Source organism: Pseudomonas sp. G166 (assembly GCF_037027455.2).
Lineage (GTDB): Bacteria > Pseudomonadota > Gammaproteobacteria > Pseudomonadales > Pseudomonadaceae > Aquipseudomonas.
Window position 1 is genome coordinate 4326214 of sequence record NZ_CP146985.1, and the last position, 16509, is coordinate 4342722.

The 16509-nt window shown below is 59.4% G+C and carries 12 protein-coding genes and 1 pseudogene; 5 read left to right on the plus strand and 8 right to left on the minus strand.

Annotation, left to right across the window (positions count from 1 at the left end):
• On the minus strand, nt 1-1194 hold the full coding sequence (locus tag SGN16_RS18740; RefSeq protein WP_335944353.1) for an efflux RND transporter periplasmic adaptor subunit: 1194 nt from the start codon (nt 1192-1194) through the stop codon (nt 1-3).
• 144 nt (nt 1195-1338) lie between these two features.
• Between SGN16_RS18740 and baeS the strand changes: the two genes are divergently transcribed.
• Together baeS and SGN16_RS18750 are read left to right on the plus strand one after the other, a co-directional pair.
• Nucleotides 1339-2724 carry a sensor histidine kinase efflux regulator BaeS gene (baeS, locus tag SGN16_RS18745; protein WP_335944533.1) on the plus strand — a complete coding sequence of 462 codons (1386 nt, stop codon included), beginning with the start codon at nt 1339-1341 and terminating at the stop codon, nt 2722-2724.
• Nucleotide 2725: 1 nt separating this feature from the next.
• Nucleotides 2726-3409, plus strand: a complete 684-nt coding sequence (locus SGN16_RS18750) for a response regulator (protein ID WP_335944354.1) — start codon at nt 2726-2728, stop codon at nt 3407-3409.
• Nucleotides 3410-3655: 246 nt separating this feature from the next.
• Here SGN16_RS18750 and SGN16_RS18755 read toward each other — a convergent pair whose 3' ends face one another.
• From SGN16_RS18755 to SGN16_RS18765, 3 genes are all read right to left on the minus strand, one after another.
• Nucleotides 3656-4105: a hypothetical protein gene (locus tag SGN16_RS18755; RefSeq protein ID WP_210639494.1), complete on the minus strand. Its 450-nt coding sequence runs from the start codon at nt 4103-4105 to the stop codon at nt 3656-3658.
• 89 nt (nt 4106-4194) lie between these two features.
• Nucleotides 4195-5454: an ATP-binding protein gene (locus SGN16_RS18760; RefSeq protein WP_335944355.1), complete on the minus strand. Its 1260-nt coding sequence runs from the start codon at nt 5452-5454 to the stop codon at nt 4195-4197.
• Nucleotides 5451-6137 carry a response regulator transcription factor gene (locus tag SGN16_RS18765; RefSeq protein WP_210639496.1) on the minus strand — a complete coding sequence of 229 codons (687 nt, stop codon included), beginning with the start codon at nt 6135-6137 and terminating at the stop codon, nt 5451-5453. The genes SGN16_RS18760 and SGN16_RS18765 overlap by 4 nt, the downstream gene beginning before the upstream one ends.
• A gap of 224 nt (nt 6138-6361) precedes the next feature.
• Here SGN16_RS18765 and bamA point away from each other — a divergent pair, with 224 nt between their 5' ends.
• The 3 genes from bamA (at nt 6362) to SGN16_RS18780 (ending at nt 10640) form a co-directional block, all read left to right on the plus strand.
• Entirely contained in the window at nt 6362-8728 is a 2367-nt protein-coding gene (bamA, locus tag SGN16_RS18770) for an outer membrane protein assembly factor BamA (protein ID WP_210639497.1), read from the plus strand.
• Nucleotides 8729-8842: 114 nt separating this feature from the next.
• The gene (locus SGN16_RS18775; RefSeq protein WP_335944534.1) at nt 8843-9778 is read left to right on the plus strand and encodes a glycosyltransferase family 2 protein; all 936 of its coding nucleotides are present in this window, start codon (nt 8843-8845) and stop codon (nt 9776-9778) included.
• A gap of 25 nt (nt 9779-9803) precedes the next feature.
• On the plus strand, nt 9804-10640 hold the full coding sequence (locus tag SGN16_RS18780) for an NAD-dependent epimerase/dehydratase family protein (protein ID WP_335944356.1): 837 nt from the start codon (nt 9804-9806) through the stop codon (nt 10638-10640).
• Between the two features lie 189 nt (nt 10641-10829).
• Here SGN16_RS18780 and SGN16_RS18785 read toward each other — a convergent pair whose 3' ends face one another.
• The 4 genes and pseudogenes from SGN16_RS18785 to SGN16_RS18800 all read right to left on the minus strand — a co-directional run.
• Nucleotides 10830-12995 carry a glycosyltransferase gene (locus SGN16_RS18785; RefSeq protein WP_335944357.1) on the minus strand — a complete coding sequence of 722 codons (2166 nt, stop codon included), beginning with the start codon at nt 12993-12995 and terminating at the stop codon, nt 10830-10832.
• On the minus strand, nt 12988-13674 hold the full coding sequence (locus SGN16_RS18790) for a 2OG-Fe(II) oxygenase (protein ID WP_335944358.1): 687 nt from the start codon (nt 13672-13674) through the stop codon (nt 12988-12990). Before SGN16_RS18790 ends, SGN16_RS18785 begins: the two co-directional genes overlap by 8 nt.
• A complete protein-coding gene (locus SGN16_RS18795) occupies nt 13668-15188 on the minus strand; it encodes a polysaccharide pyruvyl transferase family protein (RefSeq protein ID WP_335944535.1) in 1521 nt (506 codons plus the stop codon). Before SGN16_RS18795 ends, SGN16_RS18790 begins: the two co-directional genes overlap by 7 nt.
• Nucleotides 15168-16391: pseudogene (locus SGN16_RS18800) on the minus strand (ABC transporter ATP-binding protein); the annotation flags it as partial. The gene SGN16_RS18795 and the pseudogene SGN16_RS18800, both read right to left, overlap by 21 nt.
• Nucleotides 16392-16509 lie beyond the last annotated feature (118 nt).

Genomic DNA, 16509 nt, shown 5'->3' on the forward strand with positions numbered 1-16509 from the left:
TCAACCCTCCTGCGCAATGGCAACAGGCGTGGCTTTCTGCGTACGGCTGCGGGTGCCGGCGTTCTGCGCCACGACGGTGTCACCGACCCGGACTTTCTGCCCGCCCTCGACAATCACCTGGTCTCCCGCGTTCAGCCCTGCCGTGACCCACCATTGGTTATCCACGGCCCGATCGATGGTCAGCAGCCGTTGCTCGACCTTGCCATTGACCACCACCAGCACCGAAGTCGCGCCGCTGGCGCTGCGAGTCACCGCCTTCTGTGGAATCAGGATGGCCTTGTCATCCCGCGCCTGCTCCAGCACCGCCCGCACGTACATGCCTGGCAGCAACAGGCGCTCGGGGTTGGCGATTTGCGCCCGCAAGGTCACCGTACCGGTGCCCTCATTGACGCTGACCCCGCTGAACTTCAAGCGCCCCTCATGGGCGTAGGTACTGCCGTCATCGAGCTTGAGACTGATCCGCGCCTCGCCTTCACCATTGCTCTGGAGCACACCGCTGGCCAGGTCGCGCTTGAGGCGCAGCAGCTCGGTGGTCGATTGGGTGACGTCGACATACATCGGGTCCAACTGCTGCACCGTGGTCAGTGCGCTGTCTTGGTTGGCAACCACCAGCGCGCCAGGGGTGACCGTCGAGGTTTCGATGCGGCCGCTGACGGGAGAACTGATGCGGGTATACGCCAGGTTGATGCGTGCGGTGTCGACATCGGCCTGGGCCACTTGCAATTCCGCTTCGGCGGTCAGCAGGCTGGCCTGGGCATCCTCGTTGTCCTGCTGGCTGATGGCATCGATTTTCACCAACTGTGCATCACGCTTGGCCTTGGCCTGGGCTGACTTCAGGGTGGCGCGTGCCTTGGCGAGGTTCGCCTGGGCTTCAGCCAACGCGGCCTTGTAAGAGGAAGCGTCCAGTTGATAAAGCGCCTGCCCGGCCTTGACCTCGGCCCCTTCGACAAACAGGCGCTGCTGGACGATACCGCCCACCTGCGGACGAATCTCGGCGACCATGAACGCCTGGGTGCGTCCGGCCAGTTCCGTGGTCAGGGCCTGGCTTTGTGGCTGCACGGTGATCACGGAAACCTTGGGCGGTTCCAGTGCGGGGGCGGATTCACCGGAGCACCCGCCCAACATGAACAGAACGATCAAGGCCACCAGGAAGGCGGCGGTCACCAGGGATTTGGCGAATAATTTGGTCGACATAAATGCCTCTGCAAGACGGATGGTTCAAGCCAGGCGCCATACTGAGAGGCAAATGTGCAGGAAAATTGAAGATTGCCCGCTGCCCTTGAATCTTCATCGCACCAGGGCCTAAATGGACGGGCATTCATCGACCTGCCCGAGCCCATGAAACTGAGCATCTCCACCAAGCTGTTTATTGCCGTAATGGCCAGCGTGCTGTTTGTCATCCTGAGCATGGGGGTGGCCAACGGTTGGAGCTTTGGCAACGGCTTTCTCGACTACCTCAACGAACAGGCGCTGCTGCGCATGCAGCCGGTGCTACCGCGCCTGGCCAACGCCTACGCACGCGAAGGCGACTGGGAATTCCTGCGCAACCAGCCGGATCGCTGGTTCGAACTGCTGCGCCCGGAACCGGGGGAAAACACCACCGACCCAGAACGGCCGCCCATGCCGATGTCCGACCTGACTGGCGCGGTGTTTCGCATCGCCCTGCTGGACCAACAAAAGCAAAGGGTCATGGGCTATTCGGCCATTGCCGACGACGCCCTGATGCGCCCGATCGAGGTCGCTGGCAAAACCGTCGGCTGGCTGGCGGTGACGCCGTTCCAGAACGTGACCGAAGCCGGGGGCGAACGCTTTCGGCAGTACCTGGTGCGCACCAGCCTGGCCGTGGGCGTGTTCTCGTTGCTGCTGGCGATGCTGATCGCCTGGTGGATCGCCCGTGCCCTGCTCGATCCGGTCAAGCGAGTGGCCGCCGCCACGCACCGACTGGCCGCCGGGGAATACAGCAACCGGGTGTCGGTGTCCTCCAACGACGAAGTTGGTCAACTGGCCCGGGACTTCAATCAATTGGCGTATACCCTGGAGCGTAATGAAAAAATGCGCCGGGAGTTCATGGCCGACGTGTCTCATGAACTGCGTACCCCGCTGTCGGTATTGCGCGGTGAGCTGGAGGCCATCGAAGACGGTGTGCGCACCCTCGATCAGGCCTCGATGAAATCGCTGCAAGGCGAAGTCGGCATGCTCAGCAAACTGGTGGACGATCTGTATGAACTGTCCCTGGCCGATGTCGGTGCGCTGACCTACCGCAAGAGCGAATGCGATCTCAACGACTTGCTCGACGGTTGCGTGGCGATGTTCCAGGAGCGCTGCAATGCCCGGCATCTGGGTTTGGAGCTGGAGCTGCCGACAACGCCGCTGCAGGTCGAAGCCGACCCCAAACGCCTGCAGCAACTGTTCGGCAATCTGCTGGAAAACGCAGTGCGCTATACCGATGAAGGCGGTGTGCTGCGTATTCGAGCCGCCAGCGAGGACGACGTCGTGCGCATCGACTTTCTCGACTCCGGCCCCGGGGTCGATGCGGATCAATTGCCGCGGCTGTTCGAGCGCTTTTACCGCGGCGAAAGCTCACGCAATCGCGCCAGTGGTGGCGCCGGCCTGGGGCTCGCCATCTGCCACAGCATCGCCCTGGCCCACGGCGGCAGCCTCAGCGCCGATCACTCGCCGCTGGGCGGCCTTTGGCTGACCCTGCGCCTGCCACGGAACGCCTGACATGACCAATGACAGTCCGATCCTTATCGTCGAAGACGAACCCAAACTGGCTGCATTGATGCGCGACTACCTGATCGCCGCCGGCTACCCGACCCAGTGCCTGGACAATGGCCTTCAAGTGGTGCCAGCGGTACGTGCCAGCGAACCGCGGTTGATCCTGCTCGACCTGATGCTGCCCGGGTGCGACGGCCTGCAAGTGTGCCAGGAGCTGCGTCGCTTCAGCGCCGTGCCGATCATCATGATCACCGCCCGCGTCGAGGAAGTGGACCGCCTGCTCGGGCTGGACCTGGGGGCCGATGACTACATCTGTAAACCCTTCAGCCCGCGCGAGGTGGTGGCCCGGGTCAAGGCGATCCTGCGGCGTAGCCCGCAACTTCTGAACTCTGGGCCAAAGCGTCTGCTGATTGACGAAGAACAGTACCTGGCGTCTTTCGACGGCATCGCACTGGACCTCACGCCGCTGGAGCTGCGCCTGCTCAGCACCTTCGCCCGCTCTCCCGGGCGGGTGTTTTCCCGGGATCAGTTGCTGGACAGGATCTATTCCGATCACCGGGTAGTCACTGATCGCACCGTCGACAGCCATATCCGTAATCTGCGGCGCAAGCTCGAACAGGCCTGCCCGGGTGAACAGCCGATCGAGTCGTTGTATGGGGTGGGTTATCGGTTTCAGCTTGCCGATGGCTGAGGCGTTGCAGCAAAACGAGGCGGCCTCATAGCCGGCCTGATTGGGGCGAGCCCGCTCCCACAGGTTTTTGTGTTGTTTGCAGATACTGTGAACACCCTCAGCCCCATGTGGGAGCGAGCTTGCTCGCGATAGCGGTCGTTCAGCTACATAGATGCTGGGGGTCTCCTGCTCTGCTTTGGCTGTTGATCTTGGCACCCTATTAAACAGACATTGCGCAGTAGGCACCCCGGCATCTCGAAGTCGAGCCTACTGATCAGCCGAATAGATAATAGTTTGCGCGCTATCGCCCATCGCAGGCCGACGAGTGAAGTAGGTGTCGCCTTCGTCTGTCTGGATCTCGTAGTCAGCCTTGCTGGCCACACGACCCGATGCATCGGTGTGCTTGATGATTTTCAGCACCCGCTGGAACTTCACGCCTTGAGTACCGTTCTGGGCGGGGCCGGTGAGCACATTGACCTTCTGGAACCAGCCTGCATGCTTTTTGTTCGACACCAGCGTGCCACTCAGCGCTTCAAAACGCTCCAGACGAGTAAAACCCCAAAGTGTCTGTTCCTCGACCACTTTGCCCGGGGTGGCGGAGCCAGTGAAGACAAACAGGTTGAGGCCCGGATTGTCCTCGCAGAAGAAGTCGTAGGGCACCAGGCCGTCGACCATTCTCTTGCCGGGGACGAAGCCCTTCTTATGAACCAGAAACATGAGCACCTCCACGCTGAATAAGTTTGAGCGCAAAGTCTACTGAGGCGGGGCGTACAGAGCCGTCAAGCCAATGTAATATCGTGTAAAGATCATGCCTGATGGGGCAAGCTGATTTCCACGGTCAACCCACCGGCTGGCTCGTTGCGCGCCATGATCGTGCCGCCGTGTATTTCCACGGCCCTTGAAGCGATAGCCAAACCCAGGCCGAAACCGGCACTGCTGTCGTTCAGGCCCCGCTCGAACGGATGGAAAATATCCTGCAAGCGGTCGTTTTCAACACCTGGTCCCTGATCGCTAATCCGCACCGTCAGGCAGCCTGCCTCGGTGGTGGTCTCAGCCACGACCACCACCGTGCTCCCCGGCCGGGTATAGCGCACCGCATTTCGAATGACGTTCTCGAAACAGCGATACAACAGTTCGCCGCTGACCCGACTGACAAAGGCCGGGCACGCTTGCAAACTGACCTGGCAACCTTTCATTTGCGCCTCGAATCGAGCGTCCTCGACGATCACCGACAGCAACTCGACGATATCGATGGGCTCGCGCTCGATACTCTCAGGCCGCCCTTGCAGGCGCGCCAGGGTCAACAACGCCTCGATCAATATGTCCATGCGCACCGACTCACGGTCGATGCGCTCCACCATTTCCAGGCGAGCCGGATCTTGCTGCAACAGCCCGATAGCCGCCTGCATGCGCGTCAATGGCGAACGCAGTTCATGGGAGATGTCGTGCAACAGGTGTTGCTGGGCCTCCACCAGCAGTTTCAACTGGTTGGCCATTCGGTCACAGTCCCCGGCCAGATCGACGATTTCATCCCGGCGCGCGCCCATCATTGGCTTGACCCGGGTTTCGAAGCGCCCTTGAGCAACGTCACTCATGGCCCGCCGAAGATAGGCCAACGGCCATGCCAGGTAGAACGCCATATAGCCGCTGAACAGCGCACTCATAACCGTGCCGATGATCAACGGCGTCCAGGGGCTCGGTCCTTTGTCGCGCTCTTGAGCCAGGGGATGGGTAGACTTGAGCAACACCGCGGCGCCGTCCTTGTCGACGACCGATCGCGTATAGGCCGGTTGCGCAACCGGTGCCCCGGCCAGCAACTGACCGGTACTGTCATACACGCCAACGGCCTGGTCAGCCGGGTGTTCCCACACCGCCAGCAGCTGCCGGCCCGACTCGACACCAAACTGGCGCAGCAGCTGTTCCTCAGCGGCCAGGATGGTTTCCAGATGCGGATCCCCTGGCCTGGAACTGCCCATCACCAGAAAGCCCAACCCGACCAGGAATGTCAGGCCGGTGGCGAGCCAAAACGCCAGGAACAGTTTCCAGAACAGCCGGCTGGGTTTCATTGTTCGGCAATCATCAGGTAACCGAGGCCACGCACGCTCTGGATCCAGGCCTTGGTGTCGGGCCGCGGGCCGAGCTTGTGGCGAATGCTGCTGATGTGCACGTCGATACGCCGGTCGTAGCGGGTCAAGGGGCAGCCCAGGGCATTGAGGGACAGATCCTGTTTGCTCACCACCTGCCCGGCACAACGGGCCAGTTCTTCGAGCAGGCTGAACTCGGTGCTGGTTACCGCCAGCTCGCGTCCATGCCACTGGGCCTGGCGCTTGCCGGGCCACAAGACCAGCGGGCCGGTCCTGATCACTTCGCTGGTGGGCTGATCCATCGGCTGCACCCGGCGCATGATCGCCCGTAGACGTGCCACCAGTTCCCCCGGCGAACTGGGCTTGGGCACATAGTCATCGGCCCCCAGTTCCAAGCCGGTGATCTTGTCGATGTTGTCGCCACGGGCCGTGAGCAGCACCACCGGCACCTGGTTCACCGCCCGAATGCGCCTGAGCACCTCAATGCCCGACAGTCCCGGCAGCATCACGTCCAGCACTACGATGCTATAGCGACCGGACAGCGCCTGGACCTCGCCCTCCTCGCCGGTATGCACGGCGGTTGCCTCAAAGCCTTCCCGCTCCAGGTATTGGCTGAGCATTCCAGTCAGTTCCTGGTCATCGTCGACAAGCAATACGCGGATCATGGGACGCTCTTGAGTGGGGGGCGGTGCATTATCGCCCTTGCACGACACAGCGTCATCGTCGCGGGCCAACCTTTACCTAACTTGACACTTGGTTAACCGCACCGAACGCACCGAGCTTTTATGCTGCACTTCCACCAGCCTGCTCGCTGCGCGGTGACTTGTCTTGCTGTGAGATATCCGCGCCCGCCTACGCTGCTTGTCGATGTGTCCTGGATAAGATCTTGATGAATTTTTCGCGCCTGCTCTGCTCGGCTGCACTGCTGCTCAATGCCACACTTGCACACGCTCAAGGCTTCAAAATTTCCGACATCCGTATCAACGGCCTTCAGCGCGTTTCCGCCGGCAGCGTGTTCGGTGCCTTGCCATTGAACGTGGGTGATCAAGCGGATGAGCGACGCCTGGTGGAGTCCACTCGCGCACTGTTCAAGACTGGTTTTTTCCAGGATATCCAACTGGGGCACGACGCCGATGTCCTGGTCATTACGGTAGTCGAACGCCCGTCGGTCGCCAGTATCGAGATCGAAGGCAACAAGGCGATCTCCACTGAAGACCTGATGAAAGGCCTCAAGCAATCCGGCCTGGCCGAAGGCGAGATCTTCCAGCGCGCCACCCTCGAAGGTGTGCGTAACGAGCTGCAGCGCCAATACGTCGCCCAGGGTCGCTACTCAGCCACCGTCGATGCCGAAGTGATCGCGCAACCGCGTAACCGTGTGGGCTTGAAAATCAAGATAGACGAAGGCTCTGTCGCAGCGATCCAGCACATCAACGTGGTGGGCAATACCGTCTTCACCACGCAAGAACTGACCGATCAATTCACCCTCAAGACCAGCAACTGGCTGTCGTTCTTCAAGAACGACGACAAGTACGCCCGTGAAAAACTCTCCGGTGACCTGGAGCGCCTGCGCTCCTACTACCTGGACCGTGGCTACATCAACATGGACATCGCTTCGACCCAGGTGTCCATCACCCCGGACAAGAAGCACGTCTACATCACCGTCAACGTCAACGAAGGCGAGAAATACACCGTTCGTGACGTCAAGCTCAGCGGTGACCTGAAAGTGCCGCAAGACCAGCTCCAGTCGCTGTTGCTGGTGCAGAAGGGCCAGGTGTTCTCGCGCAAGCTGATGACCACCACGTCCGAGCTGCTCACCCGTCGCCTGGGCAACGAGGGCTACACCTTCGCCAACGTCAACGGCGTGCCGACCCCACACAATGAAGACCATAGCGTCGACATCACTTTCGCGGTGGACCCGGGCAAGCGTGCCTACGTCAACCGCATCAACTTCCGGGGCAACACCAAGACCGCGGACGAAGTGCTGCGCCGTGAAATGCGCCAGATGGAAGGTGGCTGGGCCTCGACCTACCTGATCGACCAGTCCAAGACCCGCCTGGAACGCCTGGGCTTCTTCAAGGAAGTCAATGTCGAGACACCGGCCGTACCGGGCGTCGATGACCAGGTGGATGTGAACTACAGCGTCGAAGAACAGGCTTCCGGTTCGATCACCGCCAGCGTCGGCTTCTCCCAGAGTGCTGGCCTGATCCTCGGTGGCTCGATCACCCAGAACAACTTCCTCGGCAGCGGCAACTACGCCAGCCTCGGCCTGACCCGTTCGTCTTACCAAAGCAAGTACAACATCGGCTTCACCGACCCCTACTTCACGCCGGACGGCGTGAGCCTGGGCTATAATGCGTTCTACAGCGCCACCGACTATAACGAATATTACGATGACGATAATTCGTACTATTCCATCAATAGCTATGGCGCCGGCACCACCCTCGGCTACCCGATCAATGAAACCTCACGGCTGAATTTCGGCGTGACGGTGCAGCATGACAGCATCGAGCCAGGGACCTACAGCGCCGATGAAATCTACGACTTCATCCAACGCGAAGGGAGCGAGTTCACCAACTTCAAGGCCAATCTCGGCTGGTCTGAATCGACTCTGAACAAAGGCGTACTGGCCACCCGCGGGCATTCGCAAAACCTGAACCTGATGGTGACCGTGCCCGGCAGCGACCTGAGTTTCTACAAGCTCGACTACACCGGGCAGGCCTTCCTACCGGTCAGCGATGCCACCTCGCTGCGCTTGCATACCAAACTCGGCTACGGCAACAGCTATGGCTCGACCGACGGCCTGCCGTTCTACGAGAACTACACCGCCGGTGGCGAAGGCTCGGTGCGCGGCTTCGAAAGCGGCACCCTCGGCCCGCGCAACACGCCGGCCACCGGCACCTATGCCAGTGAAGGACAGAAGTATTATTCCGACCGGGACACCGAATCACTGGGCGGCAACATCCTCATCACCGGCGGTGTGGAATACCTGTTCCCGATGCCCTTTATCAAAGACAACAAATCACTGCGCACCTCGGTGTTCTGGGACGTCGGCAGCGTCTACTCCGACAAGTGCTACCTGAGCACCACCCAGGGATGTGACGGGCTCGACCTCGGCCAGATGGCCAGTTCGGTAGGCGTCGGAGTGACTTGGTACAGCCCGCTGGGACCATTGAGCGCCAACGTGGCCTTTCCGGTGCGAACGCCGGATAACGCTGACACGCAGGTGTTCCAGTTTTCCTTGGGGCAGACGTTTTGACCTTGCCGGCCGGAACTGGTCGAAGGGCAGACATGCTATCTTGAATACAGACCTGAGTAGTCGCGATCCCATACGTATTCAGGTTTGATCAATGGAGTGACTAAGTTGGAAGCAGTGGAACTGCTCGCTGTTGATGAACGGGACACATCATCTCTACAGGGCAAGTGTGATGTGATCATCGTCAACTACAATGCTGGTGAACTTTTGGTGGCGTGTGTCGGGTCGGCATTTGCCGCCGGCGCTTGCAGCGTGATCGTGGTGGATAACAACTCCCACGACGATAGTTTGTTACTGCTGGAGCGAATCCACGCTGCCGGCGACTCGCTTCAAATCGTACACAACACCACCAACCTCGGCTTCGCCGTGGCGTGCAACCAAGGTGCCCGCCTGTCAACGGCCGCCAATTTATTTTTCTTGAACCCGGACAGTGTGCTGGCCGTCGATGCCATAGACCGCTTGCTGCTGGCGCTACGCAGTTCGCCAGAGATCGGCATGGTCGGAGGGTTCCTGTGCAATCCGGACGGTAGCGAGCAAGCCGGTGGACGCCGGGTGTTTCCGACGCCCAGACGCGCCTTCATGCGGGCTTTCGGACTTTCGCGGCTCTCAGCACTTTTCCCATCGCTGTTTTCCGACTTTTTACTGCACAAGGAACCGCTACCCAGCGCCCCCATTGTCGTTGAAGCCATCTCCGGGGCTTGCATGCTGGTCAAGCGCGAAGCGATCGAGAGCGTCGGGTTGTGGGACGAAGACTATTTCCTCCATTGCGAGGATCTGGACTGGTGCATGCGCTTCCATCGCAGCGGCTGGAGCGTCCTGTTCGTGCCGGATGCCCAGGTGATGCATGTATTCGGTGCTTGCAGTCGTCATCGTCCCTATTTCGTCGAATGGCACAAACACCTGGGGATCCTGCGTTTCTATCGCAAGTTTTTCCGCCGTAAATACCCTGCGGCCCTATGGGTCAGCGTGGTTATCGCGGTCTGGTTTCGATTCAGCCTGATGGTCCTTCGCCACGCAACTACCCGGCTTAAAAATGCTTGGAACCTACGATAAGAGACCTCAATTGCGAATAGGGATAATGGGCGGTTCCAGCCTCCTCGGCGAGCACGCCCTGCCATTGCTGGCACAAATCGGCCACTCGACAAGCGCCTTCACTCGAGGTCTCCCCAAGGAGTCCCGCCCTGGTGTGACATGGCGAAACGCTGACAACTGGAACGGACTAACGCTGGACACCTTCCTGTCATTTGCCCCCATCTGGGTGTTACCCGACTATCTGGAGCGCCTTGCCAGCACCCACGTCAAACGCATTGTCGCGCTGTCCTCCACAAGCCGTTTTGCCAAGCAAGCATCGCCCGACGCTCGGGAAAGGGAGGTGGCGCAACGCTTGATACGCGCAGAAGAACAGCTCGAGAAGTGGGCTATCGAACGGCAAATAGAATGGGTGATCCTGCGGCCGACCATGATCTATGGCTTTGGCCGCGACAAGAACATCTCGCAAATTGCCCGTTTCATTCAACGCTTTGGTTTTTTCCCGCTCATCGGCGGCGGAACCGGACTGCGCCAGCCGGTGCATGCTAATGACGTGATCCAGGCGTGCCTGTCCGCCATCAGCGCGCCTGGCCTGCCCAGCGGCAGCTACAACCTCTCAGGGGGGGAAGTGTTGCCTTATCACACAATGGTAAGGCGAATATTCCAGGCCATGGGATGCCCTGAACGAACACTACCCCTCCCCGCCAAGGCATTAAGCCGGGTCGTTTCGATCATGCGCTGCCTGCCTCGCTATCGACATCTTTCTAGCGCGCTGGTGGCACGCATGAACCAGGATCTGATATTCGACCATTCCGACGCCAGTGACCGGCTTGGCTTTGCGCCCAGGACGTTTCACCTGATGGGCGAGGACTTGCCTGGGCGCTGAAATAGTCTTTGGCGAATGTTGGGTCTACTGAAGACTGAGTGTGGGAGCGAGCCTGCTCGCGATAGCGGTGGCTCAGTTTACGGTGATGTTGCATGTGCCGACGTCATCGCGAGCAAGCTCGCTCCCACAGGGATCTGTGGGGTATATGAATTTTATGTCCACTGTAAACAGCCTCACGAGCATCGCGATCTAGTCTTTCTCGCCCGTCTCCACGCCAGACTCGTCGCGATGAACGTGGGCTTGCCAAGTCCCCCATTTGCTTTCGAAGTACGCCTGGTTCTTGTCCCAGAGGGGCTGATACTCACCACTGGCAATCAGCTTCCTGAAAGATGCCTGCCCGTAATGATGGATAAACACATCCTCGGCACAGACAGTCCGGTAGCCGGCCGCCTGCACACGACGGCTGTAGTCGTCGTCTTCGAACATCCCGATACCGAATGCTTCATCCAGATACCCCACTTCTTCGAGAAGGCCACGACGAAAGGCGACACAAAACATGGCGAGCATCGAGATATCGAACGACCGTCCCTTGTGGGCTTCGATGTAGCGGTCTGCGAAATCTTGCATCTGTTGAATGTCGGTGTAGGAAACTTCTATTTTCGCTTCGTTTCCTACTGCATTCGTGACCGGTCCAACCAAGCCGATACTTGGGTCTCTCAAATGCCTGACCAGCGGATCCAGCCAGCCTTCAGGCACGACAGTGTCGTTATTGAGCAACACCAGGATGTCGCCGTCGGCTTCTCGCAAACCCTGGTTATTGGCCGCAGCGAAGCCCCGGTTGTCCGGGTTGAGGATGATCTTCGCGGTGGGCATCTCTTGGCGCAGGCGCTCAAGATAGTCACCCGTACCATCATCCGAGCCGTTATCGACGACAATGAGCTGGTAATTGGGCCAGGTGGTATTACGTAGAATGCTATTTACACATTGAACGGTCAGATTGAGGTTGTTGTACGTCACAAGCACGATGGAGACTTTTTCGTACAACCCGACGATAGCCAGTTGCATGCTATTGAATCGGTCTTTCCAATCATTGGCCCGGGCGAGTTCTACGCGTCGTTTGTACAGGGCCAGGTCGCGCTCGGCCAAGGCACGCTCGATCTGCTCGATGAACTCATCGACCCCGGTTGCGAAGTACAGCAGGTCTTTATAAATGCTCATCTCCGTCAATGGAGTGGAGATCACCGGTTTGCCTGAACTGATGTACTCGTAGAACTTCACCGGATCTACCGCATGCGTCACGTTGTAGAGTCTGAAGGGAATCAGGCAGACATCGAAATGATCCAGGTAGAGCGGCATTTGCGAGTAAGGCTTCTTGCCCAACAACTGCACATTGGGCTTGTGCTCAAGGCCGGCCAGATCGTCGACGAAAATATCCCCTACCAGGATGAAATTCCACTCTGGCCGCCTGTCCGCCAGCGCCGCCAGTAATGGATAGTCGAGCCATTGTGCCAGGGCGCCGTAAAAGCCAATCACCGGGCCGACAAGCCCACTCAACACATCATTGGTAAAACAGTGCTGTCGAAAAAAAGCGAAGTCCACCGCGTTTCGGACCAAGACGCAACGCGGGTTGTGGGCGCACCACTTCTGATGAAGCAACGCAGCGGAAACGGTCACCAGATCCGCCTGGGCAACCAGGGCCTGTTCCTCGCTCAGCAGTTGCTCACCGATGTTCGGGAACCCATCCCAGTCATCCATGCAGTCATAGTGAATGCACCAGCCATGCATGGCTCGCAGGCTGAGAGCCACCGGGCTCCAGTAAGCAATATGCACCACCGAGAGGGCGGTTCTTATCTGCATATCGGCGACCAGTGCAGCCATGGCGAGCAGCAAAGCCTGATGATTCTCAGGCGTCACTATCTTTTTGTAATACGCCTCTTGCGCATCCCGTTGCAGTGCCACTTCAAAGATGTTGGGCGCCACCGACGTCAATCGATAGAGCTGTCCTTGCTCCGGCACACTGGAGGGGACGATATAAAACACCCGATAACCATTGCTCGCAAACTGGCTCATCAACTGCTGCGGGCGCTGGAATCGCGCAGCCCAATCAATGTTGGCGAAGCAGAGAATATCCAGGTGTCTTTTCGCGCTGAAATCTGGTTCCACATCAAGGTTCGGCAATGGCTCCGGTGCTGCCGGATAGACGACTGCAGCGGCCATCTCGGGCAACTCCTGCGTTGCGCTAAAACCATAACGCATCCATCGGAAAAGCGAGCGCAAGGGTCGGGTGAAACGCCACGAACGGGTGTTTTGCAGGAAGTCGACTTTTGCCAAGGCAATATCACGTTCATTGATGGCCGCATCTCTTTGGGCCAAGGCGGCATCGCGGTCGATCAAGGTGCTGTCGAGCTTAAGCACGTGGGTACCCATGCAGAGGAGTGCTGTCGCCCGGCGGCCACATGGAACTCAGGGAGCCCGGTCGATAGAACGTTGCTGTCAGGCTGCGGCGGGAAGAATGGCAGCCGCTCACCACGGGCGTGACGGCATGCCAGGAGTTATCCGAGCGCACCAGGATCGCCGAGTTGCCCACCAGGGGTTCGATCTCGGCCGCCACGGCAGTGGGGTCGTTGCGGTGCAGGATGTTCAGGCACCCGCCGTCGTTGCGGTCCCAGGACTCATTGAAATACAGGATATGAGTGACCAGTTTATCGGGTAGGTCCGGATGGGCCCCCAAGCTGGCGCCAGGACCGTAATGAAAGACGTTGACCTCCATCGGCACGGTGCGCAGGTCTATCCCGGTCAGCTCCGACATGGCTTCTCGATAGCCGACCGAGCCAAGGTCCTGCGCCAGCCTCAACCACGCCTCGCTCAGTTCTTCGGGGAAAGCGATGGTGTTGGTGCCCATGCCCACCAGGGCGCGGGCTTCATAGTCATAGTTTTTCTCACCGCCATAACCACTCACCGTCTTGAAGTGATCATGAGGAAAGGAGGCCGCCAACGCGGCGGCGTCCTCGACCGAATACAGGCTGCCGATTTCAGCCCATGAGAACGGGTGAGCCTTTAGAGCCGCTGGCGTGAGACGAGAGAGATCTAGCATTGTCTGTTCTTGTTCGCTGTCAGGTTTCTGATACCACGGGCGATGGAGCGCAGTGGTGCGGTCATTCGGAATGAATTGGAGTTCTGCAACTCAAGCATCCTGGCATCACTGAGGGCCAGTTGCTGACTGAGCTGAACGATCCGTTGCTGCTGGGCAAGCGCTTGTACTGCCGGGTCTTGCTCCGGTTCGATGAGCTCAGGCTCTGACACGACAGGGCTTACCGCAGATTCAGCCGGCAATGGGTCACGGTCCTCGGCTGCGGCTTCGAGCAGATTGGGCAGATGCTGTAGAAAGCCCCCCAACACCGGCGGGGACGACGTTTTACCTGCGCGAATGATCGCAGCGACCCGGTCCCAGTGCTCGACCAACTGATCCGCCGCCGCACGAGCCGCGGGCGATGGGCGGGTCTTGCCCATGCGTTCGATAAACCATTGCGGATCGATCGTCGCCACTTCCGGCAACGCGTGGAGTGAGTCGAACTCCGCCAGTGCCGTGTATTTGCCCGCCGTCAGATCCGCCGAGCAAAACACCGGGACGCCAAACGCCAAGGCGGTTATTGCCAAGTGGTAGCTATGGCCGATCACCGCTTGGGCCTGACTGAGAATTTCCGCCATCAGCAGCGGTTCTGGCCAGAATGACAAGGTAATGGCCTGGGGCAGGCGCGCCGCAATGACCGACGGATCGTCCCCCAAGACGGGGCCAATCGGCACCACCAGGAACTGATAGCCCTGGAACGTCTCGGCGTGGTCTTCGAACAGTTTTACAAAGGATTCCACCACGTGAATGGCGTGGATCACGATGTAGGGCCCGGTCAGCCCGGCGCGCTCGCGCAATCGAATGAACTCGGTGGAGGGCTGCTGCTCATCGATCAGGCGGGGCAAGCCAAACGCGGTATCGGGCAGCACTTGGATCTCGGCCTGTTGAGTGAGCGCACCGAGGGTATCGCGCGACAGCGCATCACGGACCCGCACGTACTGGCTTTGCTCAAGGGCCATCGTCAACAACGGCCTGGCCCAGTCGGGGATACTGTTGCAATGCATCCCGGGGGCATTCCACATGACCGGGACCGCGTGCTGTTGCGCGATGAGCGCAGGCGTCAGCCAATAACCGGTAGGGTGATGGATATTGGCGGTTGTCGGCCCATAGCCATGGGCAACGACTTTATCGAATCGGATCAGGAAGCCACCGCCGATCAAAACGCCATCCAGGCTGGCCGCCACCTGAGGCAGCTCTGTCAGCGAGGTCACCGCATAGGGCCATTCAGGTCGTTTTTTAGCGTGATAGGAAAACCGATGCAGGTTGACTGAACCCAAGCGCCGGGCCAACTCCGCCTCGGCAATGATCGGAAACAGTAGATCGCCGTAGTTTTCTACGTCGAAGGTGCCGAATATAGCGACCTGCCAGGCGCGCTCATCCAGGTGTTCCGTCAAAACCCTCTCTCCTGGAGTGCCGCAGGCCTTGGGAAGCGACTCGACGGGACGAGGGTCGACCCTCTGCAACCCCAGGTCAACCATGCCCAGAAAATTCCTGTGGTTCGGCAACATGTCGAACGCCAATGGCGCAACCTGCTTCTCGATCAGTTGCGAGGTGTCTTCCGTCGCACCGTGCAACAGCTTGAGCGTGACATGATAGCGCCCCTCGGCGAGGTTGGCCGGGAAGCGCACCGTGATCGCCGTACGCCGCCAGCCGTTTTCGACGGGGCCCGGTTGCAGCGCGAAGTTGCCTCCACCAATCACCAGCAGCCTTGCTTCCTGGATAGTGAAGCTGATGTTGGGTTGAGTGATCGACTCATGCAGCAACGCCTCGACGCGAATTTCGATGTCGTCGCCATACAGGTAACTGGAGCAAAGCTGCTGGGTGTTGGTAAAGCAGGCAGCGCTGATATGCCCCTCTTCGGTACCAAAGGCCATCCCCTCCTGTCCGCCCATGAATGACTTGCGCGTAACCGGTATGACCCCGCCACTGGCCCAGCGGCGTTGCTCGTCACGCATGTCGAGCAAGTGCAGCTCGGCCATTTCATCGGGCGAGCCACTGGCAACGACCCGGCCCGCGCGCAGATAGATGACCCGGTGGCAAAAGCGCTTGACCATGCTCATGTCATGGGAGACGAACAGCAGCGTCGTGCCCTTGGCAGCCAGTTCTTCCAGCCGACTCAGGCATTTGAACTGAAAGGATGCGTCGCCGACGGAGAGGGCCTCATCGACGATCAGGATCTCGGGCTCTACACAGACCGAAACGGCAAAGGCCAGCCGTACCAGCATGCCACTGGAATAGATTTTGGTGGGCTGGTCGATAAAGTCGCCGATATTGGCAAAGGCTATGATGTCATCGAAGCGAGCGTTGATTTCCGAGCGACTCAAACCCAGCACCGCCGCATTCACATAGACGTTTTCCCGGCCGGTGAATTCCGGATTGAAACCAGATCCCAACTCCAACAACGCCGCAATCCGGCCATGCCCCTGGACGCGGCCCCGGGTCGGCATCAACGTTCCGCAGATCAGTTGCAACAGGGTGGATTTGCCACTGCCATTACGGCCGATGATACCGACGGTCTCCCCCCTTGCGATGGTCAGGGAAACATCGTCCAAGGCCCAGAACTCGCGATAGAAACGCTTCCTGCCGCGCATAAGCATCTGCAACAGGCGGTCCCTGGGCGAATCATAAATCTGATAACACTTGCTCAGGTTTTCGGCGCTGATGGCCACTTCAAACGACATCGGCAAAACCCTTCCATGAACCACGACCATTATTGCGGCGCTACTGAATCAGTCCTTTGCGGGGCGCTGCGGATGAGTTAAGCACAGATGGGATAAAAAACTGCGAATGAATCTACAC